The 24965-nt window shown below is 64.6% G+C and carries 25 protein-coding genes, 1 tRNA gene and 1 other RNA gene; 11 read left to right on the forward strand and 16 right to left on the reverse strand.

What is annotated here, in order from left to right:
• Positions 1-10: 10 nt before the first annotated feature.
• The 3 genes from H6G99_RS15715 to H6G99_RS15725 all read left to right on the forward strand — a co-directional run bounded on the left by H6G99_RS15715 (position 11) and on the right by H6G99_RS15725 (position 3668).
• The gene (locus tag H6G99_RS15715; protein WP_502707697.1) at positions 11-1798 is read left to right on the forward strand and encodes a thiamine pyrophosphate-binding protein; all 1788 of its coding nucleotides are present in this window, start codon (positions 11-13) and stop codon (positions 1796-1798) included.
• A 69-nt stretch (positions 1799-1867) separates the two neighbouring features.
• Positions 1868-2650 carry an aldolase/citrate lyase family protein gene (locus H6G99_RS15720; RefSeq protein ID WP_233133788.1) on the forward strand — a complete coding sequence of 261 codons (783 nt, stop codon included), beginning with the start codon at positions 1868-1870 and terminating at the stop codon, positions 2648-2650.
• 82 nt (positions 2651-2732) lie between these two features.
• A complete protein-coding gene (locus tag H6G99_RS15725; RefSeq protein WP_094584320.1) occupies positions 2733-3668 on the forward strand; it encodes an NAD-dependent epimerase/dehydratase family protein in 936 nt (311 codons plus the stop codon).
• Here the strand turns inward: H6G99_RS15725 and H6G99_RS15730 are convergent.
• From H6G99_RS15730 to H6G99_RS15740, 3 genes are all read right to left on the reverse strand, one after another.
• Positions 3658-4809: a class I SAM-dependent methyltransferase gene (locus tag H6G99_RS15730; RefSeq protein WP_190612514.1), complete on the reverse strand. Its 1152-nt coding sequence runs from the start codon at positions 4807-4809 to the stop codon at positions 3658-3660. The two genes, H6G99_RS15725 and H6G99_RS15730, sit on opposite strands and share 11 nt — an antisense overlap.
• A gap of 84 nt (positions 4810-4893) precedes the next feature.
• Positions 4894-5292 (reverse strand): hypothetical protein, encoded by a 399-nt coding sequence (locus H6G99_RS15735; protein WP_190612516.1) that lies wholly within the window; start codon positions 5290-5292, stop codon positions 4894-4896.
• Entirely contained in the window at positions 5285-6268 is a 984-nt protein-coding gene (locus tag H6G99_RS15740; RefSeq protein ID WP_190612517.1) for a glycosyltransferase, read from the reverse strand. Before H6G99_RS15740 ends, H6G99_RS15735 begins: the two co-directional genes overlap by 8 nt.
• A 384-nt stretch (positions 6269-6652) precedes the next feature.
• Between H6G99_RS15740 and H6G99_RS15745 the strand changes: the two genes are divergently transcribed.
• Positions 6653-8359: a hypothetical protein gene (locus H6G99_RS15745; RefSeq protein WP_190612519.1), complete on the forward strand. Its 1707-nt coding sequence runs from the start codon at positions 6653-6655 to the stop codon at positions 8357-8359.
• A 54-nt stretch (positions 8360-8413) separates the two neighbouring features.
• Here the strand turns inward: H6G99_RS15745 and H6G99_RS15750 are convergent, their stop codons facing one another.
• From H6G99_RS15750 to acpP, 5 genes are all read right to left on the reverse strand, one after another.
• Entirely contained in the window at positions 8414-8680 is a 267-nt protein-coding gene (locus tag H6G99_RS15750; protein WP_502707696.1) for a transketolase-like TK C-terminal-containing protein, read from the reverse strand.
• A gap of 25 nt (positions 8681-8705) precedes the next feature.
• Positions 8706-10283 (reverse strand): glucosyltransferase domain-containing protein, encoded by a 1578-nt coding sequence (locus tag H6G99_RS15755; protein ID WP_190612521.1) that lies wholly within the window; start codon positions 10281-10283, stop codon positions 8706-8708.
• Positions 10284-10340: 57 nt separating this feature from the next.
• Positions 10341-12359 (reverse strand): transketolase, encoded by a 2019-nt coding sequence (gene tkt, locus H6G99_RS15760; RefSeq protein ID WP_190612523.1) that lies wholly within the window; start codon positions 12357-12359, stop codon positions 10341-10343.
• Between the two features lie 75 nt (positions 12360-12434).
• Positions 12435-13682, reverse strand: coding sequence for a beta-ketoacyl-ACP synthase II (fabF, locus tag H6G99_RS15765; protein ID WP_190612524.1), 1248 nt, complete (start codon positions 13680-13682; stop codon positions 12435-12437).
• A 7-nt stretch (positions 13683-13689) separates the two neighbouring features.
• Entirely contained in the window at positions 13690-13932 is a 243-nt protein-coding gene (gene acpP, locus H6G99_RS15770; protein WP_035833476.1) for an acyl carrier protein, read from the reverse strand.
• A 149-nt stretch (positions 13933-14081) separates the two neighbouring features.
• Here acpP and psaC point away from each other — a divergent pair, with 149 nt between their 5' ends.
• Entirely contained in the window at positions 14082-14327 is a 246-nt protein-coding gene (psaC, locus tag H6G99_RS15775) for a photosystem I iron-sulfur center protein PsaC (protein WP_011377242.1), read from the forward strand.
• Between the two features lie 77 nt (positions 14328-14404).
• Positions 14405-16303 carry a glutamine--fructose-6-phosphate transaminase (isomerizing) gene (gene glmS / locus H6G99_RS15780; RefSeq protein ID WP_190612526.1) on the forward strand — a complete coding sequence of 633 codons (1899 nt, stop codon included), beginning with the start codon at positions 14405-14407 and terminating at the stop codon, positions 16301-16303.
• 226 nt (positions 16304-16529) lie between these two features.
• On the opposite strand, the gene H6G99_RS15785 is transcribed toward glmS, so the two are convergent.
• The 3 genes from H6G99_RS15785 to rimM form a co-directional block, all read right to left on the reverse strand.
• Positions 16530-17564 (reverse strand): ATP-grasp domain-containing protein, encoded by a 1035-nt coding sequence (locus H6G99_RS15785; RefSeq protein WP_190612527.1) that lies wholly within the window; start codon positions 17562-17564, stop codon positions 16530-16532.
• Positions 17561-19009, reverse strand: a complete 1449-nt coding sequence (locus tag H6G99_RS15790) for a mannose-1-phosphate guanylyltransferase/mannose-6-phosphate isomerase (protein WP_190612529.1) — start codon at positions 19007-19009, stop codon at positions 17561-17563. Before H6G99_RS15790 ends, H6G99_RS15785 begins: the two co-directional genes overlap by 4 nt.
• A gap of 92 nt (positions 19010-19101) precedes the next feature.
• The gene (gene rimM, locus H6G99_RS15795; RefSeq protein ID WP_190612551.1) at positions 19102-19617 is read right to left on the reverse strand and encodes a ribosome maturation factor RimM; all 516 of its coding nucleotides are present in this window, start codon (positions 19615-19617) and stop codon (positions 19102-19104) included.
• Positions 19618-19801: 184 nt separating this feature from the next.
• On the opposite strand from rimM, the gene H6G99_RS15800 reads away from it, so the two are divergent.
• Positions 19802-19981 (forward strand): NAD(P)H dehydrogenase subunit NdhS, encoded by a 180-nt coding sequence (locus H6G99_RS15800; RefSeq protein WP_015109734.1) that lies wholly within the window; start codon positions 19802-19804, stop codon positions 19979-19981.
• On the opposite strand, the gene rnc is transcribed toward H6G99_RS15800, so the two are convergent.
• The 4 genes from rnc to H6G99_RS15820 form a co-directional block, all read right to left on the reverse strand.
• Positions 19959-20714, reverse strand: a complete 756-nt coding sequence (gene rnc, locus H6G99_RS15805; protein ID WP_190612531.1) for a ribonuclease III — start codon at positions 20712-20714, stop codon at positions 19959-19961. The genes H6G99_RS15800 and rnc overlap by 23 nt on opposite strands.
• Positions 20715-20726: 12 nt before the next feature.
• Positions 20727-21140, reverse strand: an RNA gene (gene rnpB / locus H6G99_RS15810) — RNase P RNA component class A.
• 33 nt (positions 21141-21173) lie between these two features.
• Positions 21174-21941, reverse strand: coding sequence for an HpsJ family protein (locus H6G99_RS15815; protein WP_190612533.1), 768 nt, complete (start codon positions 21939-21941; stop codon positions 21174-21176).
• 147 nt (positions 21942-22088) lie between these two features.
• On the reverse strand, positions 22089-22763 hold the full coding sequence (locus H6G99_RS15820; protein ID WP_190612534.1) for a hypothetical protein: 675 nt from the start codon (positions 22761-22763) through the stop codon (positions 22089-22091).
• A 281-nt stretch (positions 22764-23044) separates the two neighbouring features.
• On the opposite strand from H6G99_RS15820, the gene H6G99_RS15825 reads away from it, so the two are divergent.
• The 4 genes from H6G99_RS15825 (at position 23045) to H6G99_RS15840 (ending at position 24381) form a co-directional block, all read left to right on the forward strand.
• Positions 23045-23118 (forward strand) — tRNA-Arg (locus H6G99_RS15825).
• A gap of 43 nt (positions 23119-23161) precedes the next feature.
• Entirely contained in the window at positions 23162-23413 is a 252-nt protein-coding gene (locus H6G99_RS15830; RefSeq protein WP_190612536.1) for a hypothetical protein, read from the forward strand.
• 89 nt (positions 23414-23502) lie between these two features.
• Positions 23503-23820, forward strand: coding sequence for a DUF8670 family protein (locus tag H6G99_RS15835; protein ID WP_094584336.1), 318 nt, complete (start codon positions 23503-23505; stop codon positions 23818-23820).
• A gap of 81 nt (positions 23821-23901) precedes the next feature.
• Positions 23902-24381 (forward strand): DUF8661 family protein, encoded by a 480-nt coding sequence (locus tag H6G99_RS15840; protein WP_094584337.1) that lies wholly within the window; start codon positions 23902-23904, stop codon positions 24379-24381.
• Positions 24382-24413: 32 nt separating this feature from the next.
• Here H6G99_RS15840 and H6G99_RS15845 read toward each other — a convergent pair.
• Positions 24414-24965 (reverse strand): glycogen/starch/alpha-glucan phosphorylase (locus H6G99_RS15845; RefSeq protein WP_190612537.1); only part of this gene is annotated, 552 nt, incomplete at its 5' end.

Here is a 24965-nt window from a genome sequence, read left to right on the forward strand (position 1 = left end):
CTCCGATGTGATGCTGGAGTGGCTCAAGTCCGCGGGCTTCACCCACTGCTACTTTGTCGCGGGGGGGAACATCATGCATCTGCTGAATTCCGCCCGCCATCAGATGGTGTGCGTTCCCACGGTGCATGAGGTGGCTGCCGTCATTGCCGCCGAACATCACAATGCCACCCTGAATTCGGGAACCGCGGCAGAAGGAATCGGCCGTGCCTTTGTCCTGGTCACGGCAGGTCCGGGTCTGACCAATGCCCTCACGGGCCTGGCGGGGGCCTGGTTGGAGAGCCGCGAGCTGCTGCTGCTCGGAGGCCAGGTCAAAGTGAGTGATCTGGCCCCTCCCGGCCTGCGTCAGCTGGGTATCCAGGAGGTGGACGGTGTGGCGCTGGCGGCCCCACTGTGCAAGCAGAGTCTCTGTCTGCGGGAGCCCCTGGATCATCTCTCCTTCCTGACCAGCGTGGCGCTGAGTTGGCAGGGTCGGCCTGGGCCGGTGTTTCTGGAGCTCCCCCTGGATGTCCAGGCCCATCCGGTCCCCGAGGACTGGCTGGCCGCAGAGGGGGCCCCCCTCACCCCAGCGACCACGGCCGCGGTTCCCGACACCGCCCCCACCGCGGCCCGGATCGCGGCACGCGTCGCCGCAGCCCAACGGCCGGTCCTGCTCCTCGGTGGTGGTGTCTCGCGGCCCTGTGCCCAGAAGCTTGAGTCCCTCTTGGCGTCCCTGGGGCTGCCGGTGATGACCACCTGGAATGGGGCCGATCGCTATGGGTCCGACCATTCCAATTACTTCGGTCGGCCTAACACCTGGGGGCAGCGTTACAGCAACATCCTGCTGCAGCAGTCCGACCTGCTGATTGCCATCGGCAGCCGGCTCGGGCTGCAGCAGACAGGTTTCAACTGGCAGGAGTTCCTGCCGGTGGGGGATGTGATTCAGGTGGACATCGACCCAGCCGAGCTGGCCAAGCCGAATCCGACGCTGGCGGAGGCCATTGAGGCCGATGCCGATGCCTTTCTGAGCCAGCTGCTTCATCATGATCTTGGCCAGCACCCGGAATGGCTGACCTTCTGCCAGGACGTCAAATCCCGATTGCCCCTCTCAGAGGCCTGCAATGCCACGGCCGAGGGCTATCTGAATCCCTACGACATGGTGATGGACCTCTCCAGGGTCTGCGGTGATGCCGACCACATCGTTCCCTGCAGCAGTGGTGGTGCCTTCACCGTGATGATGCAGGCCTTTCACCTGCGTCAGGGCCAGACGATGCTCACGAACAAGGGGCTGGCGAGCATGGGCTATGGCCTTTCGGCGGCGATCGGTGTGGCCCTCGCCGACCGCCACCATCGCACCGTTCTGGTGGAGGGGGACGGTGGGTTCAGTCAGAACCTTCAGGAGCTGGCCACGGTCGCCGTCAACGATCTGAATCTCAAGATCTTCCTGTTCTGCAATGAGGGCTATGCATCGATCCGCATGACCCAGAAGAACTACTTTCAAGGCTCTTACGTCGGCTGTGACGTTCGCTCCGGTCTGGGGTTTCCCGATTGGAGGCTCCTTGGCAAGGCCTATGACGTGCCCGTCCACACCCTCTCCGCTGGGTGGTGTTCCGACGATCCTGTGTTCCTTGAGTTATGGGAGCGTCCATCGCCAGCGTTGTTCCTTGTGCCCATCGATCCGGAGCAAAGCTATTTCCCCAAGATCTCCAGCCGTATCAGTGCCCAGGGTGGCATGGAATCCAATCCGCTTCACAGGATGACTCCCGACCTCCCCGACGAGATTGCTTCTTGTGTTTACCGATACCTGCACACATCCGAGTAATCAAAAGCGTCCATTTCTGGTAAGATTCGACCAATCGTCACGAGACCGATGAACGCTCATGAACGGAAGATGTTGGATATTCTTAAGCGCGGAAGAGAATGTTTCGGTGTGGTTGCAACAAAGGCTGAGTTTGAGGCTGAAGGTACCCGTACGGACGAGCTCCTGAGGCTGCTCGAAATCGCCCACAAGGCCGATGTGGGCATGGCCCTGAAGGTGGGTGGCTGCGAGGCCATCCGTGACATGCTTGAGGCGCGGCAATTTGGGGTCAATTACATCATTGCCCCCATGGTGGAATCCCCCTATGCCTTGGGGAAATTCATTGCCGCCAAGAACAAGGTCTTTGCTCCTGAGGATCAGGAGGATGTCAAGTTCCTGTTCAACGTGGAAACGATCGCGGGCTATCGCTGCATCGATGATCTGATCGCAGCAGCCTCTGCGGAGGTTGGCTGCAATGGCGTCGTGTTCGGACGTGTTGACTTCAGCTGCTCGCTCGGCGTTGGTCGGGAGGGCCTGGAAGGAAATGAGGTCACCGAGGTTGGTGAAGATATCGCCAGGAAGTGCCAGAAGGCCGGTCTTGAGTTCGTTGTTGGCGGAGCCGTGTCGATTGATGCGTTTCCCAACCTGAAGCGATTCCAGGCTGTCCATCTGGATCGTTTCGAAACCCGCAAGGTCATCTTCCAGGGATCAGCCCTTGACTCGCCCGATCTTGCAGAAGCCTTGCTGCAGGCTGTTCACTTCGAATTGCTCTGGCTGCTCAATAAGCGTGAGTACTATGGCCTGATGTACCAGGAAGACCAGATGCGCATCGAGATGCTGGAGAGCCGCTGGAAGGTGCTTGAGCGCGACACCTGATCTTGAGCGATTCGATGCTGAATCTTGAGCCATACGATCAATAACCGACGAATCAGTTGTTTCACCTACACGCCATTTTCTGATGTCTGAGTTTCATTCCAAGCCCATTGCCGTCACCGGTGCCACCGGGTGGGTGGGAAAGACCGCACTGCACGAGCTGCAGCGTCTGCTCGCGCCCGATGTCTTTCGTCAGAAGGTCCGAGCCTATGCCAGTAAGCCCGCCTTGCTGAGCACCACAGCCTATGGGCAAGACCAGTCGTTCGATTATCCCGTCCACCCACTGGCTGAGCTGCCGGAGCATGCCAAGCAGGAGCCCTTTGGCTATCTCTTCCATGGGGCCTTCTTCCCTCGCTCCGGGCTGGATGCTGTCGGTGTTGACGCCTATATCGCGATCAACCGGGAGATCACCAGGCTTGTCTGCGAGGCCATCGTGCATTCACCCGGCGTCAGGGCTGTGAACATTTCCTCCGGTGCCGCGGCGGCCTTTGATAGCACCGGTCGGGCCTCTGAAGAGAAGATCGCTGAAAACCCCTATGGCGCCCTCAAGTATGAAGAGGAAGTGCGGATCAGGGAGCTCACCGCCAGCCTCATCCTGAGGATCTACACGCTCTCGGGCAGATTCATGACGAACCCTGAGATCTATGCCCTGGGTGACTTTCTTCTCAAAGCCCGGGACGGTAGCCAGATCATCCTGAAGTCCAAGAATCGCGTGGTTCGCGGCTTTGGCCATGCCGGCAACATTGTGGCGTCGGCCTGGGCGTGGCTGGCCAGCGACCATCCTCCATTGGAGGCTCCCCTGGCCACTGTCAGCGAGGAAACCGATCTGACGTCCCTGGCACAGAGAGTCAGCAGGTTATTCAGCCTTCCTGAGCCCGTCTCCTCTGTTGACCCGGGCCTCACTCCGAATGTCTACTCCTCTGATCCCGCTCCTTTCCTGGACTTCCTCTCCACCCATGGCCTTTCCGCATGGACCATGGACGAGCAGATCACCGATACGGCTGCTGGCCTTAAGGGCTGACCGGCTGATGAAGAACCTCAATCCCGTCCTGCCGGAGTGCGGAAACATGGGTATCGGAAGGATAGGTCGAAAGGATCACGCCGAGGATTTCTTTCGTATAAGCCGGAGCGGCGATGATGATGGCATTGGCTGCCCGGGATAGGGCATCGGCGGGAGAAATGATCTCAATGTGCGTGGCGGGCGAGTACTTGCCCTGTTTGAACTCTGCCGAATCAATGATGTACTCAATTTTCTCTCCAATACCTGCACAGGCGATGATCGTAAAGCCTTGATGGCTGGCTCCCCATAGGGCCACGCGCCTGCCCTGGGCCTTGAGATCATCAATCAACGCATTCAGCTCGCTGCGCAGCTTCATGTAGTTGTTGGACAGTCCACTCAAGGCAACAACTGGCCGTTTTTTGACGTAGGCATAAATTGTATCTTCATTGAAGAGGCCCATCTCCAGGATGTCAAACCCATTGGTTTCGAGCATGCGACGCAGCGTGGTTTCTGTAAAGTAGAGCAGGTGATCCCTGACAAACTCGTAATAGGCGTCATAGCGCAGAATGTGATCGAAACTGGGCACCGTAATCAGGCCAACGCCATCGGGCGTCAGGCTTCTGTGAATTCCAGCCAGCATGCCGCAAGGATCTGGTTGGTGTTCAAGGAAGTTGATCGAGAGAAACCCGTCATAGGGCGCGTTCGGAACCTCGCATTCAGCGGAGTCGACAAATCCTTCAACGACGTCGAGGCCCTTGCTTTGCGCGGCGAGGACGGAGGTACTTGAATGCTCAATTCCAGAGATCCTTACCGATTCGCTGGAAAAGAGTTGGATGAAGTCACCCTTGCCGCAGCCGACTTCGATCAGATGCTTGCCTGCCAAAGAAAACTTCTTGGCAAAGTCCTTGAACAGCTCAAGCTTCAGATTGGCAAAGACACCCTTGACCGGCATCGCCCTGATCACATCGCGATAGTACGCAACGGGTTCGCAGTCAAGCTGCAAGGTCTCACAGGAGAGGCATTGCCTGACGCTGAAATCGATTCCCTTGTCTGAAGCCAGATCTTCCTTCGTTGGCATCTGTTGGGCGCCGGAAGGGAGATCGCTGTAGTGAAGGATCGGCTCCGACAGCTGATGGCCGCAAACGAGGCAAGTCTGTCTCATGATGGATGCTGCTCACCGCAATGGCATCGTAGTACGGACTCATTGAGATGGCTTCCATGCTGCCCATCTCCTCGGGCAGGAGATTCAGCTCTGGGGTTCGTCATGCTCTGTGCGCCTGGTGGATATCTTCTGCTTGTACACAAACGTGCTCCATGCATAGCCAACGATCAGGGACGTGGCGGCGCCCAGCACCGTCAGCTCCGTTCTACCGATCACTCCCTTGAACAGGGCGACGATGACGGCTCCCGCCGTAATGGTGGGCACGACGGAAACGATGTAGCGCCCAATGGAAACCCGATATCCCTTGCTGCTGGGGAAGACAAGAAAGCGAAAGCTGAAGTATCTCAGGACATGACAGGTTGCTTCTGCAATGCCCAGGGCGAGAAAGGCACCCATCGGATAGGCAAGCCAGAAAAGAGCGGGGCCGAGGATGGTGAAGGCGATGCCGTTGAGTCCGTAGCGGGTGAATGAATGGCTAATCATTCGGACCTTGGCTCTGGCGCATCAAGGTATATCTGAGCTTCGGCCTGAAGCCGGAAAGGCGCAGGCCTTCGATCTGCCTCGAGACCACCGCCATGGTCAGCATCTGCAGGCCAAAGCTGATGAGAACCAGGGCCATGACCGTGGGGATGCCGCCTTCGTACTGACTGTTCCCGGATAGATAGTTGGCGAGCAGGAACACGGCCACCATGAAGGCAAACAGAACCCCAAACCCGCCGATGGTGAGGGCCAGGCGACTGGCGGCTGCGTCTGCGGACAGCAGAGCTCTGATGGCCTCCAGGGCATACCCTGCACCGCGATAGGAGGATGTCCCCCGGGTTCGATCGGCCTGCCTGTAGTGAATCAGCACCGGCGAATGGCAGCTGTTGGCGATGCACATGCGCAGGTTCATCCCGGACTCATCCCAGTAGCGCAGGATCTCCTCGACAACCTCTTTTCGGTAGCAGCCGAAGCCATGGAAGCCACTGGGAACCTGTTGGAGCCTGGAGGAATAGCCCAGGGCCTTGTAGTACGTCCTGCGCGCCATCTGCAGCAACGGCCCCCCTGCCGAGCGACTCTTCACGGCCAGCACCGCATCCTTGGAGTTGTCCTGCAGCAGCCGCACCACCATCTCCACACTCTGCTCGGGAGGATCCTGAAGATCGGAGCAGAGACAGATCATCAAGCTGCAATCGCCCGCATGCTTGAAGGCGTTGACGGCTGAAGCTTCCGGGCCATAGTTACTGCTGTTGGCGATCCCGATAACCTGCGGGTCCTTCGCGACAATGCGCTGAATCACCGTCAGGCTTTCGTCGCTGCTGTTGTTGTCGGCAATCACCATGCCGAACTCAAGGTCGTCAGGGTTCGGAAGGGCCTCCCTGATCTGCTCGAAGGCTTGACGACAGCGCGTATGCAACTCCTCAAGGTTCAGCGACTCATTGTAGGCCGTCGATACGTATACGAGTCGTTCGGATGTCATGCTGCAGACGAGTGCTGTCGTTTCCACGTTAGCCGATGTTTCCCGTTTGTCTTCAGATTCCGAGACGCCTTTGGGCCCGTTGCATGCTGTCCTGTGAACATGGTGTCACAACCGATGATGGGCGTCGCGTCAGCATCATGCTCAGATGGCATCTTCGCTGCAGCACCACCGAGGACTTATTTGGCGTTCGGCGAAACTCCATGAAGGTCTGTTGCACTCAGTGGTTGAAGACTGCCATGCCCATTGGCGATTGCTTCCATCCAGGCGATCTCAGTCTTTCGTTTCTGCAGAGAACCCGTGCCCTGTTCTCCTTGTTCCCAGCCTCAAACTGGCTATTCAGCTGGGTTGATGTCGTGTATCTTGGTGAACCAGCGTGATTGTTTCATGGATCTGGCCGATCGAATTCGTCGTCCATTCTGGCTCAGAGCATCTGACCTGAATATCGGTCTTCTTCTGTTTATTTCAACGTCCCTTGCCATTCTTATTCGGGTTCTGTGGGCGGGTGTGATTACCAGTGGATTTCAGGATGATGTCCATGTGGCTGCGTCACTGGCCCGCCGCTACTTGCAGCGCCCCCCAGGCACCGAGGTCGTTGACATGTATACGCAAGGTTTTCTCCACCCCCTGCTATACGTCCCGCTCTTGGCTTTGCTCCGCTTCATCGGCATCCCACCTCCATTACAGGACGGATTCGCGATCGCTTTCGTGCAGTCCGTGGCCGTGGGTCTTATTGCCATGCTGGCCTATGCAGGAAGTCGTGCCCTGCTGAATCGCGGGGCATCCGTTGCCGTTTGCTTCTTTTGCGTCGGACCGCCTCTGCTGATCCGGCCAGTGGATCTGTCGATCACCCAACTCACTCCTAATGGCGAGATCCTCGGCAGTGTGCTGCTCCTTGGCATGTGGACGCTGCTGGTTCATCGACCAGCGGGACGCCGAGCACTCTCAGGTGTCGTTGCCCTTTCCGTGGCCGCCTTTCACCTTAAGTACCAGCTCGTACCCCAGGTGTGGGCTCTGATCCTGGGTGGGGGCCTCGGCCGGCGGCGGACTTTCCGGCTTCTGGCTATCTCTTTCGTGGCGTGTCTGGTGGTTGACCTGCTCGTTTACCGGATGGGGGGCTATGGGCTGTTCAGCCGCGCCGGTTCCCTGTTGGGCGACTACATGGGCGTCGTAGATATCGACGCCTCCAGTAGGCAGCCGTCTGGGTTTTCTCTCCGGGCTGTGGCCGTCTTGTTCATTGTCAAGGTTTTCACTTTCGTCCGCAATGCACCTGATCTGCTCATGGGTTTGCTGGCCAAGCTGCGCACGCTGGCAGTCGAAGCCCCTCAATTCCTGCTGGCCTGGCTTGTGTGGCTCGTTCCCCTGGTTCGCCCCCAGCGCTACCCGCCCCACTCTCTTCATTTCTTCAGGGCGTCGCTTCTCCTGTCTCTCGCCACCATCGCCGCGATTCTGCTGCCCAACAAGGGCATGTTGAACTACTACCTGCTTCTTATCCCCACGGCTGTCGTGGTTATGGCCACAGGCCTGGCCAACGTCCCTGGCCTTGTCAGCTCCGCTGCATCGGCAAAGGTCCCGGCTTCATGGCCTGCCCGACCGTTCGCGATGCCATGGTGGGCCCCACTTCTGGCCCTTACACCTGTTCTCGCTCTGCTGAGCGTTACGGGTCACAGGATGACCCGGGAGCTGGCTTCTGGCGGCAGTCGCATGGGTTCCCTCCTCCCCGCCGAAACGCGTCAGGAAGGTCTCCATGTCTTTGGATTGAATTCCCACCTTCTAGGGGTTCATGACACCCATATCAGCGACCTCAACCTCGGCACACTACTCGTCTTGTCCTGGGTCAAGAACGACACGACGGCATACATCCGCGCGCTCACCACTTCGCAGGACAGGCCCAGATTCGTGCTTGACCATGTGTCCTCCCCGCGAAAGGGTGCTGGTCTTGCTCCGGCCAACTACCCGCCCCTGGAGGAGCTGGCCCGGCGCCACGGCGTCAACTTGCTTGAGGTTTACCGCGTGCGTCAGACCAATGAATTGGGCATCCTCTATGAACGGATCAGTGATCCCCAGGAGAAGCATCAAACAAGCCGGGAGTGAGATCCCGGCTTCCTGTTGATGAATGTCTTGGCGTTGCCTTCGGCCAGGCCGAGGTCAGCCCAGCGCCTGGGCGGTGGCCACCACGTTGTCGACGGTGAAGCCGAACTTCTCCAAGCAGACACCGCCGGGGGCGGAGGCACCGAAGTTGTCGATCGAGACGCTGGCGCCGTCAAAGCCGGTGAACGTGTGCCAGTGGAAACGGTCAGCGTCTCCAGCGTGTGCCCGCAGCTCACTATGCAAAGCGACGTCGCGTCGGTGAACGAAGGTTACGGCGATTTTGGAGAACTCTCCGGCAGTTAGAATGTCTCGACACTTCGTCAAGGCGTAGTGACTGTGTCTTCAATGCTCAGCTCAGCTTGATCAGTACGGTGTCGTCATTCACCTGGATGGAGCCTGGTTGCGGCCAGGGTTTCATGGTTGCAAATTCGGTCTCAAATCTTTTCTTCTCTTTTTCTTCCACGGGTTTCAGGCCTGGAATGCCCATCGCTCTCAACCAGGCACTGATCCGCAGAGCACTCCCTCCATCCCAATTGAAAAAGGAGGAACCGGCAAAGGAGTACCATCCGGTTCTATAAGGTTGCTCCCGTTGCAGTGAGCCATCGGTTGCAATTCTGGAGACCCGGGGTGTTTGCTTGGAACTCGTGGCAATCACGGAAGCAACAGTGTTGGCAACCAGCTGATCAGCACGTTGATTGAAAGCACGTGCAGCGTAATAATGGGAAATCGTGATCAGGCTCTGCAGAATCAACACGCAAGACAGGGCTGCGCCAACCATGAGAATCCTCAATCTCCGTGAGCCTGCCGCCAGCTCCATCCACACCATTGACGCCAGCCAGGCCACATAGGGAACGGCGAAGAGAGCCCGCATCGGAATCCGATACGGTTTTGAGACAATGTTAAGGGCCAAGGGGATGGCAAGCAGGGATAGCCAACCGAGCATTCCTTGCCAACCTGCCTTGAGTTGGATCCCGGAAGCCTGCGTTAAATCGCGAGCTGGGCCGCAGTAGATGAAGTAAAGAATAAGAGCGCCAATCAGAAGCAGGGGCAGGCCCCAGAGGGGATGGCCATAGAAGAAGCCAGGCGTGAGATAGGTTCTAGTGTATTGCTCCAGGTTGCCCGTGATGTACTGCAGCGGCTCTGTCCTGAGCATGAAATAGGGGCTTCGAAAGTAGATATTCACATGTTGGATGTTCTGGCCTGTGAGCGTGAGATACGCCTTGACGGTGAGCGCATAGGCCAGGACGGATGCTACCCCGTACACAATCCAGGTTCGAAGGCTGGTAAAGCCAAATGCTGATTGATGGCTCTCTGCCTGAGAGATCGAAAACAGGGTTACCCCCATTCCGATGGCAAAATAGACGGTGATCTGGGATTGAAAGGTGCTGAGAGCGAGAACCAGCAGAGCTACCGTGAGAACTGAGAGCAGGCTGTGCTGGAGGGGAGGGCGTTGATTCCTGATTCTGTCCACCGTCAACAAGGCAGCCGTGGATGTGCAGATCAGCCCAAGAGCAAGGCCTGCAGCCAGGCCTGAATACTCCTGAGTAAGCCAGTTCGTTGGAAACAGAATAAAAATCAGAAAGCCTAGCTGGGTTCTCCAGGAATGGCGTAGGCCGTGAATGGAAACAATGGTGTTATATGAAATGATATAGGCTGCAGCCAGCAGTGCATAGGGGGCCAAGGGTAAGACTCCCGGTGGCTGCAGTATTTGGCCTAACAGTTCAAGGGAAAACCGGCCCTGAAGGGAGATTGAAAACGGGGTAAACAAACCCAATTCTTCGTCGATGTTCAGGCCATGGCTGAACATGAACCCCCCCATCGCGACGCATGCAAACACGAACTGTGCCAGCGCCGCGGTTGGGGTCAGGCCACTTGATAAGAAGAGGGCCAGCAAGTCTGCCGAGGGACTTTCTGGCTTCTTCTTCATCGGACTTAGGAAGTACTCGCTAGGAAGATAGTGCCCATGGATGGATTGGGCACCACCTCAGCCCAGCGCCTTGGCGGTGGCCACCACGTTGTCGACGGTGAAGCCGAACTTCTCCAGGCAGACGCCGCCGGGGGCGGAGGCACCGAAGCTGTCGATCGAGACGCTGGCGCCGTCGAAGCCGGTGTACTTGTGCCAGCCGAAGGAGCTGGAGGCCTCCACCACCACCCGCTTGCGCACGGCGGCTGGCAGCACCGACTCCCGGTAGGCGGCGTCCTGCTCCTCGAACAGCTCGACGCAGGGCATCGACACCACGCGCACGGCCTTGCCTTCGGCGCTGAGCTGGGCGGCGGCCTTGACGCAGAGGTCGAGCTCGGTGCCGGTGCCGATCAGGATCAGGTCCGGCGTGCCGTCGCAGTCGTTGAGGATGTAGCCGCCCTTGGCCACCTTCTCGGCTGCGGAGTTGGCCTGGTTGACCATGGCTTGGCGGCTGAGGGCGAGCACCGTGGGGCGCTTGCGGTTGGTGACGGCGACCTTGTAGGCCCCCACCGTCTCGTTGCCGTCGCCGGGGCGGATCACCAGCAGGTTGGGGATGGCCCGCAGGTTGGCGAGGGTTTCCACCGGCTGGTGGGTGGGGCCGTCTTCGCCCAGGCCGATCGAATCGTGGGTGAGCACGTAGATCACGCCCAGCTCGGAGAGGGCCGACAGCCGCATGGCGCCGATCATGTAGCCGGCGAACACCAGGAAGGTGCCGCCGTAGGGGATCAGGCCGCTGTTGTGGTACGCGATGCCGTTGAGGATCGCCGCCATGGCGTGCTCGCGCACACCGAAGTGCAGGTAGCGGTTGGCTTCGTGGCCCTTCTGGAAGCTGGCCTCGCCCTTGATGTCGGTGAGGTTGGAGTGGGTGAGGTCGGCGGAGCCGCCGATCAGCTCGGGCAGGCCGGGGCCGAAGGCGTTGAGGGCGTTGTAGGAGTGCTGGCGGGTGGCCAGGCCCTTGTCCTCGGGGGTGAACACCGGCAGGGACGCATCCCAGCCCTCGGGCAGCTCACCGCGCAGCAGCCGCTCGAACTCGGCGGCCTCGGCGGGGTAGCGGCTGCGGTAGGCGGCCAGGCTCTCGTTCCAGGAGGCTTCGGCGGCGGCACCGCGCTGGATCGCCTGACGCCAGTGCTCGTAGGCGGGCTCGGGCACTTCGAAAGCCCCATAGCTCCACTCCAGCTGCTGGCGGGTGAGCTCGGCCTCCTCGGCCCCGAGGGCGGCGCCGTGCACACCGGCGGTGTTGGCCTTGTTGGGGGAGCCGTAGCCGATCGTGGTGGTGACCTTGATCAGGCTGGGACGGTCGGTGACCGCCTTGGCCGCCTCGATCGCCCGGGTGATGGCGGCCACGTCGGTGTTGCCGTCCTCGACGTGCTGCACATGCCAGCCGTAGGCCTCATAGCGCTTCATCACGTCCTCGGTGAAGGACACGCCGGTGTTGCCGTCGATGGTGATGTGGTTGTCGTCGTAGAGGGCGATCAGCTTGCCCAGACCCAGGTGGCCGGCCAGGGAGGCGGCCTCGCCCGAGACGCCCTCCTGGTTGCAGCCGTCACCCATCAGCACATAGGTGTAGTGGTCGACGATGGTGGCGTCGGGCTTGTTGAACTTCGCCGCCAGGTGGGCTTCAGCGATCGCCAGGCCCACGGCGTTGGAGATGCCCTGGCCGAGGGGCCCGGTGGTGACCTCAACGCCCGGGGTCTCGAAGGTTTCCGGGTGGCCGGGGGTGCGGGAGCCCCACTGGCGGAACTGCTTGATGTCCTCCAGGGTCACGCTGTCGTAGCCGGTGAGGTGCAGCAGCGCGTACAGCAGCATGCAGCCGTGGCCGGCCGAGAGCACGAAGCGGTCGCGGTTGAACCACTGCGGATTCTTCGGGTTGTGCTGCAGCACCTTGTCCCAGAGGGAGAAGGCCATCGGTGCGCAGCCCATCGGCAGCCCGGGGTGCCCCGAGTTGGACTTGTTGATCGCGTCGACCGCCAGGAAGCGGATGCTGTTGATGCAGAGCGTCTCTACGTGACTATCGACCTGGGTGGAGGGGGCGGCGACCATGGCTTGACGGGGGAGTACAGGGAGGAGGGAGGTGTTCCTGGGATGGGTGACCCGGTGCGCTGGCGCGCCGGGTGGTCAGGTCATCCGGCGGAAGGCGAGGCAGACGTTGTGGCCGCCGAATCCGAAGGAGTTGGAGAGCACGACGTTGACGGCGTGTTCCCGGGCCTGGTTGGGCACCACATCCAGATCGCAGGCAGGATCAGGCGTGCTGTAGTTGATCGTAGGCGGTACCAGGTTGTGGGCCACCGCCAGCACTGCGGCGATGGCCTCAATGCCGCCGCTGCCACCCAGCAGGTGGCCGGTCATCGACTTGGTGGAACTGACCGGGATGGTCATGGCGTGGGCCCCGAGCGCCGACTTGATGGCGGCGGTCTCGTTGCTGTCGTTGGCCTGGGTGCTGGTGCCGTGGGCGTTGACGTAGTCCACCGCCTCCGGCTCCAGCCGGGCATCGGCCAGGGCCAGGCGGATGGCCTCCGCCGCCCCCACGCCGCCGGGGGAAGGCAGGGTGTAGTGGTAGGCGTCGCAGGTCATGCCGTAGCCGACGATCTCGCCCAGCACCCGGGCGCCCCGGGCCGTGGCGTGCTCAAGGCTCTCCAGCACCAGCACCCCAGCCCCCTCACCGATCACGAAGCCGTTGCGCTCGGCGTCGAAGGGGCGGCTGGCCGTGGCGGGGTCGTCGTTGCGGAACGACAGGGCCCGGGCGCTGGCGAAGCCGGCCACCCCCAGGGGGGTGATCGCCGATTCAGCACCGCCGCAGACCATGGCGTCCGCCAGGCCCATCTGGATGAGCCGGAAGGCATCGCCGATGGCGTTGGAGCCGGCGGCGCAGGCGGTGGCCACGGCGCTGCTGGGGCCCTTGGCGCCGATGGCGATGGCCGCCAGTCCGGTGGCCATGTTGGGAATCATCATCGGCACACAGAACGGGCTGACCCGGTCGGGACCGCGGTCGGCCAGCACGTGGGCCTGGGTTTCCATCATCAGCAGCCCGCCCACGCCGGAGCCGATGGCGACCCCGATGCGCGAGGCGTTGCCGTCGTCGATGGTCAGGCCGGCATCGGCGACCGCCTGCTTGGCCGCGACCACCCCGAACTGGCAGAAGCGATCCCAGCGCTTTGCTTCCTTTGGTTCCAGCCAGCCCGCCGTGTCGAAGTCCTTGACTTCGGCGGCGAAACGGCAGGCATGGCGGGAGGCATCGAACAGGGTGATCGGCGCCACCCCATTGCGGCCGCTGGTCAGCCCCTCCCAGTAATCCGCGACGTTGTTGCCGATCGGTGTGACCGCGCCCAGGCCGGTGACGACGACGCGGCGGAGACCCTCCACCATGGACGCCTCAGGCCTGCTTCTCTTGGATGTATTTGACGGCGTCACCCACCGTGGTGATCCCTTCGGCCGACTCGTCGGGGATCTCGATGTCGAAGGCTTCCTCCAGGGCCATCACCAGCTCGACGGTGTCGAGGGAATCGGCGCCCAGATCGTTCTGGAAATTGGATTCCGGCTTGACCTCGTCAGCCTCCACGCTGAGCTGTTCGGCAACGATCGACCGGACTTTCTCGAAGATCGCTTCCTGGGACATGGCTGCTGTGAGGGAGGCAGCATCCTACGGGTCGCCCCGTTCGGGGCCTTTCGGCGTATGAACAAGGGTGACGGCCAGCCCCGGGTGTCGCCCTGCGCCGGAACGGTGTGGGTACTTTGGGCACCTCGCCGTTCGTTCCCGGCCCTGGCATGTCCCACGCCGTCAAGATCTACGACACCTGCATCGGCTGCACCCAGTGCGTCCGTGCCTGCCCCCTCGACGTTCTCGAGATGGTGCCCTGGGATGGCTGCAAGGCCGCCCAGATCGCTTCCTCGCCCCGCACCGAAGACTGCGTCGGCTGCAAGCGCTGCGAAACCGCCTGCCCCACCGACTTCCTGAGCATCCGCGTCTACCTGGGTGACGAGACCAGCCGCTCCATGGGCCTGGCCTACTGAGCACCGGCGCCGCCGCTGCCCTCCCATAAGCTCATGCCCGGCGCCTGCGCCGGGCTTTTTTTTGGCCTACTTGTTCTATGTGCGGCATCGTTGCCCTGATCGGCTCACGGGAGGCGGCCCCCCAGCTGCTGGAGGGCCTGCGCCAGCTGGAGTACCGCGGCTACGACTCCGCCGGCATCGCCACCGTTGACGGGGCCGGCCTGCACTGCCTCAAGGCCGAGGGCAAGCTGGTCAACCTCACGGCCCGCTTCGAGGAGCGGGGAGCGCCGGGCCAGTGCGGCATCGGCCACACCCGCTGGGCCACCCACGGCAAGCCGGAGGAGCGCAACGCCCACCCGCACCTCGACGGCAGCGGCCAGCTGGCCGTGGTCCAGAACGGCATCATCGAGAACCACCGCAGCCTCCGGGAGGAACTGCAGGCCGAGGGGGTGGAGTTCCGCTCCGACACCGACACCGAGGTGATCCCCCACCTGATCGCCCGCTGGCTGCGGCAACGGCAGGCCGAGGGGGCCAGCGCTTCGCCGGCGCTGCTGCTGGAGGCCCTGCAGCAGGTGCTGCCCCTGCTGCACGGGGCCTACGCCCTGGCGGTGGTGTGGGCGGCGGTGCCTGGGGCGGTGGTGGTGGCCCGGCGCCAGGCGCCGCTGCTGATCGGCCTGGGGGAGGGGGAGTTCCTCTGCGCCAGCGACACCCCGGCCCTGGCTGGCTTCACCCGCACGATCCTGCCCCTGGAGGACGGGGAGGTGGCCCTGCTCACGCCCCTGGGCATCGAGCTCTACAACCGCGACGGAGCGCGGGTGCAGCGCAACCCGACGCTGCTGGTGGGCACCGAGCACGTGGCGGACAAGCGCAGCTTCCGCCACTTCATGCACAAGGAGATCCACGAGCAACCCGAAACGGTGGCCCTGTGGGTGGCCCGCCATCTGCCGGAGGGCGCCCTGGTGGCCCTTCCCCTCGATGAGTCCGTCTACGAGGGGGTGGAGCGGATCCAGATCCTCGCCTGCGGCACCAGCCGCCATGCGGCCCAGGTGGGGGCCCATCTGCTCGAGCAGCTGGCGGGGCTGCCCACGTCGGTGTTCTACGCCAGTGAATTCCGCTACGCCCCGCCGCCGCTGGAGCCCCACACGCTCACCATCGGCGTCACCCAGTCAGGGGAGACGGCCGACACCCTCGCCGCCCTGGCGATGGAGCAGGACCGGCGCTTCCTGGTGGCCGATCCGGCCTATGCCCCCAGGCTGCTGGGCATCACCAACCGCCCGGAGAGCTCCCTGGGCCGCCTGGTGCCCCACCTGCTCGACATCGGCGCCGGCATCGAGGTGGGGGTGGCCGCCACCAAGACCTTCCTCGGCCAGCTGCTGGCCTTCTACGGCCTGGCCCTGGCCTTCGCCGAGCGCCGGGGCGGCACGGCCCATCCCCTCGGCGGCGGCCGCACCCCCGCCCAGCTGCGGGAGCTGGTGGAGCAGCTGCGGGCCATGCCGGCGGTGCTGCAGCGCCTGGTCGACGACCATGACCGCTGCTGCGCCGAGCTGGCCCACCTGTTCGCCGACACCCAGGACGTGATCTTCCTGGGGCGGGGCATCAACTACCCGATCGCCATGGAGGGGGCCCTCAAGCTCAAGGAGATCAGCTACATCCACGCCGAGGGCTACCCGGCCGGTGAGATGAAGCACGGCCCGATCGCCCTGCTCGACGCCCGGGTGCCGGTGGTGTCGATCGCCGTGCCGGGAACCGTGTTCGAGAAGGTGCTCTCCAATGCCCAGGAGGCCAAGGCCCGCGATGCCCAGCTGATCGGCGTGGCGCCCGCCTGCCCGGACACCGAGCTGTTCGACGTGCTGCTGCCCCTGCCGGAGGTGGACGAGCTGCTCAGCCCCCTGCTCACGGTGATCCCGATGCAGCTGCTCAGCTATCACATCGCCGCCCACCGGGGCCTTGACGTCGATCAGCCCAGGAACCTGGCCAAGTCCGTCACTGTCGAGTGAGGGTGTGGCGCTGCGGGGAACCTCCGGTCGGCGAGCCGGCCTTGGCCGGCAACGCCGCCTCCGGTTCACCGCAGCGCCACACCCTCCCGGGGGAGGCGAGAGCCTTCTGCCGCAAGCTTGGATGGCCTGTGCCTGCCCCCCTCTCCACCAGCTCCTGTGGCGCTGAGGGCGCCGGCCGAAGGCGGCGTTGCCCGCTCCGCGGGCTCGCCGCCCCAGGCCGGCGCCCTCAGCGCCACAGGCTGGTGCCGGGCCATAGCTGGCCGAGGTGGAGGTCCAGGTCCCTGCCCACGAAGGGGAGACCGTTGCTGGGGGAGAAGGTGACCTCGTTCAGGTAGATCCGGCCGTCGTCCCCCACCATCAGGTCGACCCTGACCGAGTGCAACGGGCCGGCGACGGTGCGGGCCACCTCCAGGCAGCGCCGCTGGAGCGGTTCGCTGAGCTGGAAGTCCGCCAGCCGCTTCTCCGCAGGATCCTGCTCGGCCAGGGGGACGAAGCGTCCGTCCAGCAGCAGGCGACGGTTGGGCTTGCCCGGCTGCAGCGCCTTGGCGAAGACCGTGATCAGGGCCACCTCACCCCCGAGCACATAGAAGAGCAGGGACAGCGACGGGATGCGGGAGGAGATCGACCGCTCGATCAGGAGGCGCCGGGGGAAGCTGTTGTACCACCACTCACCCTGCCCGAGGCCGAAGGGGCGGCTCAGCCACCGCCGGCAGGTGGCCTCCAGGGCCTCCCGCTGCCCTGCCTCCAGCGGGAAGCGGATGCGCTGGACCATGTCGGAGCCGTGGCTGGCCTTGAGGTAGTACTCGCCCGGCTCCAGCTGCCCATTGGCGGGCAGCATGGGCTGGTCGTGGTGCCAGACCACCTCCGGCACGCTCACCTGGCCCGCCAGGGCCGGGGGCAGGAAGCTGCCCGTGAGCAGCTTGTTGCCGCTCTCGGGCACCTTGATGGGGGCGAAGAACTTGGCGTGGCTCACCTTCTCGGAGTAGGAGCGGGGCCTGGCGAGATCGGGGTAGCGGCCGCAGGCCCTCCGGTAGGAGGCCAGGACGTTCTGCAGGACCGCGATCAGGTCCTGGCGGCTGTAGTGGTCGATGCCGCGGCGGAACCCCTCCGGTGGGGTCGTCGCGAACGGCGACGGGGTGGCGCGCTCCATCGTCCGCAGGAGGCGGCGGGCCAGGTGGCGGCTGATGGCCGCCGACAGGGCGCGCCTGAGCGGTCGCAGAGGCCGTTCCGCCCCTGCCATGAAACTGGACACGCTCTTCAAGGGCAGGTCAGGGGGGCGTCACTGCGGCCGTACTGGTCGTCGAAGCGCACGATGTCGTCCTCGCCGAGATAGGGGCCGCTCTGCACCTCGATCAGCTCCATGGGGATCTTGCCGGGGTTGGTGAGGCGGTGCCGGGCGCCGAGGGGAATGTAGGTGCTCTGGTTCTCGCCCACCAGCTCCTCCACCCCGTCCTTCTCGACCACGGCCGTGCCCCGCACCACCACCCAGTGCTCAGCCCGGTGGTGGTGCATCTGCAGGGACAGGCTGGCGCCGGGCTTCACCGAGATCTTCTTGACCTGCCAGCGCTCCCCTTCCACCACCCCGTCGTAGTGGCCCCAGGGGCGGTAGATGCGGCGGTGGGCGCGGCTCTCGGGGGCCCCGTCCCGCTCCAGCCGGCCGACGATGCCCTTCACCTCCTGGGCGCGGTCGCGGTGGGCCACCAGCACCACGTCGTCGGTCTCGACCACCACCAGATCCTCGACCCCCAGCCCCACCACCAGGCGGTGCTCACTGCGCAGGTAGCAGTTGCGGCTGCCCTCGCTGATCACCCGGCCCCGCAGCACGTTGCCTTCCGGGTCCTGCTCCGAGGTCTCCCAGAGGGCCGCCCAGCTGCCCACGTCGCTCCAGTCGGCATCGAGGGGCAGCACCACGCCCCGGTCGGTCCGCTCCATCACAGCCACGTCGATGGCGATGCTGGGGCCGTTGGCGAAGGCCTCCCGCTCCAGCCGCAGGAACTCCAGGTCGGCGCTGTCGTGCTCCAGGGCGGTGCGGCAGGCGCTCACCACCTCGGGGACGAAGCGATCCAGCTCCGCCAGGATGGCGCTGGCGCGGAACAGGAACATGCCGCTGTTCCAGGTGAAGCGGCCGGTGGCCAGGAAGGCCTCGGCGGTGGCCCGGTCAGGCTTCTCCACGAAGCGGGCGATCGGCACGGGGGTGGCCGCCAGGGGTTCGGCGGCTTCGATGTAGCCGTAGCCCGTCTCGGGGCTGGTGGGCACGATGCCGAAGCTGACCAGCTGGCCGGCGGTGGCGGCGGCCATGCCGGCGGCCACGGTGGCGCGGAAGTCGGCGGCCCGGCGGATGACGTGGTCGGCCGCCAGGATCAGCAGCAGGGGGTCCTCACCGCGGGCGGTGGCCTGCAGGGCCGCCACCGCCACCGCCGGGGCGGTGTTGCGCCCCACCGGCTCCAGCAGGATCGCCGCCGGCTCGACGCCGATCTGGCGCATCTGCTCGGCCACGATGAAGCGATGGTCCTCGTTGCAGATCAGCAACGGCGGCGCCAGGTCCGGCAGCCCCTTGAGGCGCTGGTGGGTCTGCTGCAGGAGGGTTTCCTCGGTGGTGCCGGCCAGGGGCCAGTACTGCTTCGGATAGCTGGCCCGGGACAGGGGCCAGAGGCGGGTGCCGGTGCCGCCGCAGAGGATCACCGGGACCAGGGAGGGGGTAGCCATCGCGGCGGCAGCTGTCCCGCAGGACCATCAGACGGGCCCATTCAACCGGAGCCGCACCCGGCCGTCAGCGTCCGGGTGAACCCCGGAGGGTTTCAGAGGTCCAGAAGGCCGGGGGGCGGCGTCAGGCCGATCCAGCCCTCCGCCAGGTTCACCTCCGGCACGATCGCCTCCACGAAGGGGATCAGCAGCCGCCGGCCGCCGTCGCTGAGCTCCACCTCCAGCAGGTCGTTGCCCCCGTGGATCAGGTCGGTCACGGTGCCGATCGGGGCCTGGGGATCCGGCAGCAGCCGCACCTGGAGCCCCACCAGATCGAGGAGATGGAACTCCCCCGGCTCCAGGGTGGGACGGTCGGCGGCCGGCACCATGAGGTGATGGCCCACCAGGCCTTCGGCGGCGTTGCGGTCGCCGATGCCCTCGAGGCGCAGCACGAACAGGGTCTTGCCCGGCACGGGTCTGCCGGCCAGCAGCCGCACCGGCCGGGGTTGGCCCCCGGGGGCCTGCAGCCAGCGGGGGCCGGGCCGGGTGAACCGCTCGGGAAAGTCGCTCAGGGGCAGCAGACGCACGTCGCCGCCCATGCCCTGGGCCGCCACGATCCGCCCCACGGCCATGAGCTCACCCGGGTCGGCCCCTTGGCTCTCGTTGCTGGTGTCGGCCACGGCCTGATCGCTCCCGTCGCGGCGCATCATCGCGTCACGGGGCTGTGCGGTGCCCGCGGGCACCCGCCAGGGGCCCAACGGGACGCCTTGGCATCGATAATGGCCCCACTTGATGGTCCCCCCCAGGGCATCCGCCATGGCCAGCAGCCCGATCCTGCCCGGTTCCACCGTGGTGGTGCGCGATCCCCGCTCCATCTACAACGGCTACCAGGGCTTCGTGCAGCGCATCAGCGGGGCGATGGCCGCGGTGCTGTTCGAGGGCGGCAACTGGGACAAGCTGGTGACCGTGCCGCTCAGCACCCTGGAGCAGGCCTGAGCGCCAGCGCGGCCAGCGCCGCCCTGGCCGCCTGCTGCTCCGCCTCCCGGCGGGAGCCGCCCCGCCCCTCACCGCTGAGGTCGGCCACTTCCACCCGGCATTCGAAGCGCTCCGGATCCCCGTGCACCCGGCTGCGCTCCTGGCTGCGGTAGGTGGGCAGGCCCTTCCCCTGGCCCTGGCTCCATTCCTGCAGCACCGACTTCCAGTTGTGGCGCGCGGGGTCGGCCAGCAGTTCGGCGGCGCTCAGCTGCCAGTGGGGGGCCAGCCAGCGCTGCACGGCCATCAGGCCGCCCTGGGGACCGCCCCCCACCGTATAGATGGCGCCCACCAGGGCCTCGGCGCATTCGGCCAGCACGGTGGAGCGGCCGGCCCGGTCGCCGGCAGCCATCGGCCCCATCAGCAGCACCGGCTCCAGGGCGATGCTGCGGGCCAGCTCGCTCAGCCAGCGGTCGGACACCAGCTGGGCCCGCAGGGCGGAGGTGTCGCCCACGCTGAGGGAGGCATGCTCCCGGTGCAGGAACTCGGCGGCCGCCAGCCGCAGCACCGCGTCGCCGAGGAACTCCAGGCGGTCGTGGTGGCGGGGGAGGCCGGTGGAGCTGTGGGTGAGGGCCTCATCCAGGGTGTCGAGGGCGGCGTCCGCGGCGGCCGGATCCGGGGGCAGCAGGCCGGAGGGGGCGCCGAAGCCGAGGCTCTCCAGAAAGGCCAGGATCTGCTGGCGGCGCTGGGGAGTCATCGCGGGGCAAAAGGGGAAAGCAGGACGTAAGCCGGGTTCTGTTCTCCCCAGCCGGTGGCGGACCTCCGGCTGGGGGGGTGATCATCTGTCTGGGACCGCCGTCACCGGCGGCCTCGAGCGGCGCATGGGAATCGGGACGGGGAAGATGGCCAACCGCTGTCCCTGGGCCTTGCTCCCAGCCGGGGTTTACCAAGCCGGCACCTCTCGATGCCGCTGGTGCGCTCTTACCGCACCTTTGCACCCTTGCCTGTGCGCGGGACAAGCCCGGGCCATCGGCGGTGTGTTTCTGTGGCACTGTCCTCACGGTCACCCGCACTGGGCGTTACCCAGCAGGCCTGGCCATTGGGGAGCCCGGACTTTCCTCAATCGGCCGCGGCGATGACCCGAAGGCCGCACCGCACCGATCGCGATCACCTCGCCTGCTTTCCGTGGTCACTGTAGGCAGGGGGCCCAGGGGCTTCATCCCACGCGGCCACGGCGGCGGGACTTGTTGCCGAACAGACCCAGCGCCTTGTCGAGCAGGGTCGGCCCGCCTTCCTTCCCCTGGCCGAAGGCGGCGAAGCCCCCCGCGAACAGCAGGGACTTGAGGGTGTTGTTGGCCGCCTCGCTGATGAAGTTCTGCAGCCGCTGGGAGCGGGCCTGGTCGGTCTGATAGACGAGGGCGTTGAAGCGGGAATCCGCCTGGGCCACGATGGTCTGCTTGAAGGAGAGAAACGGCTGATTCAGCTTGGGGGGCAGGTTGATGGGCTGGTTGAGCTTGCCGAGCAGGGTGCGGAGCTCCTGCTCGTTGCTGGTGGCCTCCAGCTGCCGCTTGAACTTCTTCCAGGCGGCCTGGGTGCGGCCCTCCTCGCCGGATTTCTGCTGCAGCACCCGCATGCCCGCATACAGCTGAACCGGGATCATCACCAAGTAGAGAATCGCCACCCAGGTGCAGATGTTGCGCAGCAACTTCACGTTTGCGTGGATGGGCTGGGGAGAGGCGGGCAAGGCTCCTGCCGTGCAGATCAGCAGGGTACCGATCAGCAGGGAAAAGCCCGCTCCCGTCAAGGCGCCGGAGAGCTGCAACTGCCAGGCGGGGTCGAGCAGACGCACCGGCAGGGAACTGAACACCAGCGTGACGAGGCCCAGGCCAAGGGAGACCACGCCGATGACGGAGAACGCCTGGGCGGCCTCCTTGCCGATGCGGACGTCACTGCTGCCTGAAGAACTGGATCCGGTCGCATCCATCACTCGGCTTTTCTCAGACGGCAGGGCCAAATCTACCGGTGTCCCGTCGTTTGTCAGGATGGGCGTTCATGCCTGTGCGGGGCTTGACCCGCACACAAAAAAAGCCCCCACCGGAGTGGGGGCAGGGGATAAAGGACGACGCCTGGATCAGACGGTCTGCTTGATGCGGCTGCGCAGCTTGCGGGAGAAGCCGAAGGCGGCGGCAGCACCCAGGAGGGGCAGGGGACCGGGGACGGAATCTCCTTCCGCGAACTTCTGGGTCACGGTATCGTTGATCCCAGGGGTGAAGTTGCTGGGCAGATCGTCGACGAACAGCTCGGAGATGAAATCCGCGACGACAGGCTGGGCGGCAATGGGGAAAGAAACCGGACCGTCGTCGAACTGGTTCAGACCAGCCCTGGAGCTTTCCGTGGTGAGGGTCGGACCGTTGGTGAGGGCGGTCAGGGTCTTGGTCCAGGCGGGGATGTTGTCGCCAATAGCGGAGTTGAGGGCATCATTGCGGATGCTCGCCAGGCTCTGACCGGTGTTGATGGCGTCAAACACCGTCATGGTGTAGCCGAAGGTGTAGGTGCCGGGGATGAAGGCACCGAAGGCCGACAGCGAGTGGTTGGCGCCGATGTTCTGGAACAGGAAGTTAGAGCCCCCAAGAGCACCGGTGGTGTCGTTGGTGATGAAGAAGTTGCTGTAGATCTTGTCGCCGATCTGACAGGCGAACGAACCACTGAAGATGGTGGTGGCAGCCACCAGGCTGTTGCCGCACTGGTTGACGACGGCGGTGCCTTCAACGCCACCGGGGAACCCGCCGGAGGGGGCGTTGAACACCTGGGCTTGGGCCGGGGTGGCGGAAAGGAAAGAGGCGGCCAGGCTTGCGCTGAGCGCAGCCCCAAGGCCTATAGGCGATCTGAGCGAAAGCATGGTGGGTAGGAGGAAAGGAGTCGTACCGCCGAAATACTACCACCTCTCACCCGTTTCACAGAATTCCCCCGCCCATGTCCGTGAACCCGCAATTGCGGCCCTGGTCGCTGGAGGTCGGAGCCAGGCGGCCACTGGGTTCTGATGGGACTGGCCGTGCCGGACCCGGCAGCCTTCATAATTGGTCGCAGGGGGCTGTAGCTCAGCCGGATAGAGCGACGGTTTCCTAAACCGTAGGTCGTGGGTTCGAGTCCCGCCAGCCCCGTTCCCCCGGCCGGCCTAGATTTCCTTGAGATTTTCTTAAGGCCATGGCTCCCCGTCCCCTGCTCTCCCCCTGGCTGGCCATCCCCGTCGCCTTCCTCGCCGGTGCGGCCGTCGCCTCGGGCGTGGCCGTGGCCCAGCAGCCCAACATGCAGAACGCCCTGAATGCGCTGTTCAGCGCCCGCTCATCCCTGCAGATGGCCGCTCCCAACAAAGGTGGGCACCGCGACCGGGCGATCAACCTGGTGAACCAGGCGATCGCCGAGGTGGAGGCCGGCATCGCCTACGCCGGCAACTGACGTCTGGCCTGGGCCGTAACGAGCGCTACCGCTGGTGGGCTTCCCAAAGCGGACGCTCCCGCTAGCGTGTCGCCAGTCGTCAGCAGTGGATGACCCAGCTTCACGACCTGCGCCTGCGGTTGCTGGTGCAACAGGAGAGCGAATCGATCGCCCACAGCCACCCCGACGAACTCGATCTGTCGGTGGTCCAGGCCCGCTGCCTCTGCTGGCTGGCCTTGCTGGCCGATGCCCACGAGGAGCAGGCCGGGGATGCCGAGCGCCGCGGTGACGTCGAGCAGGCCATGGGCTGGTTCGCCGACTCGATGCGCCTGCGCGATGTGATTCAGGTGGTCAGTTCGATCGAGATTCCCCTGCCGCTGCTCCAGGAGGCGGGGGACCATCCCGATCAGGACCCGATGGCCGCCTGAGCGCTTCGGCGCCCGCGCTGCACTTTGCCCCGCTGCTCCCGGTCGGTGCCATGATGACCATTGAATGAAAGAAGGGACGCGGTGCCAGAAGAGCCCTGCCAATGTCCTGATTGCCAGCGGTTCTATCGGGAACACGACCGGCTGATCCGCGAAAATCCCAGCCTGCGTCAGCAGCAGGAGCTCAACTGGGCGGCGCTGCAGTCGTTCCGCACCCTCGCCGGCCGGGTGCTGGAGGAGCTCCAGAAGCAGCACGGCGACGGCGATACGCCCCCCACCCCCGCGGCCCCTGAAGCCGCCTCAGCCGACGCCAGCGCCGACGCACCCCCTGAAAACGAGGCGATCCAGCAGGCCATGGCTGATCTGGAGAACATCAACGCCCACCTTTTCTCCATCGAAGCCCTGATGGAGCGCATCTTCGACGTGAGGGTGCCCGAGCCCGTGGAGCAGACCTTCCGGGAAGTGGCCGGCGAACTGGCCCCCGACCCCCTCAACGCCGACCGGCTGCGTCTCAATCGGCTGCTGCATCAGACCCCCGACCTGCCCGATCACCGGGGCGGCTGACCCGCCCCGCCCCGGCCAGTCTCAGGCCGCCCTCACTGGGCGGCGGGCAGCCGACGGCCCTTGGCCGGGGCCTCGTCGATCTCGCAGGTGATGGTCACGGGGAACTCCTCCGCCTGCCAGATCCGCTCGCAGTACTCCCGGATCGAGCGATCCGAGGAGAACAGGCCGCTGCGGGCGGTGTTCAGCAGTGACATCCGGTTCCAGCGGGGGCGGTCGCTCCAGGCCTCGCTCACGTCCTGCTGGGCCTTCATGTAGGCCTCGAAGTCGGCCAGCACGAAGAAGGGGTCGCGGCCGGTGAGATTCTCCAGCAGCGGACGGAACAGCTCCTTGTCGCCGTTGCTGAAGTGGCCGCTCTCGATCAGATGCAGCACCTCCGGCAGCTCCGGGGTGGAGCCGATCAGCTCCCAGGGCCGGTAGCCCTGCTGCTTGAGTTCGGCGATCCCCTCGGTGGTGCGGCCGAAGAGGAAGAAGTTGTCGTCGCCGACCTGCTCGCGGATCTCGACGTTGGCGCCATCGAGGGTGCCGATGGTGAGGGCGCCGTTCATCATGAATTTCATGTTGCCGGTGCCGGAGGCCTCGAGGCC

This window comes from Synechococcus sp. FACHB-909, from assembly GCF_014698945.1.
Lineage (GTDB): Bacteria > Cyanobacteriota > Cyanobacteriia > PCC-6307 > Cyanobiaceae > Cyanobium.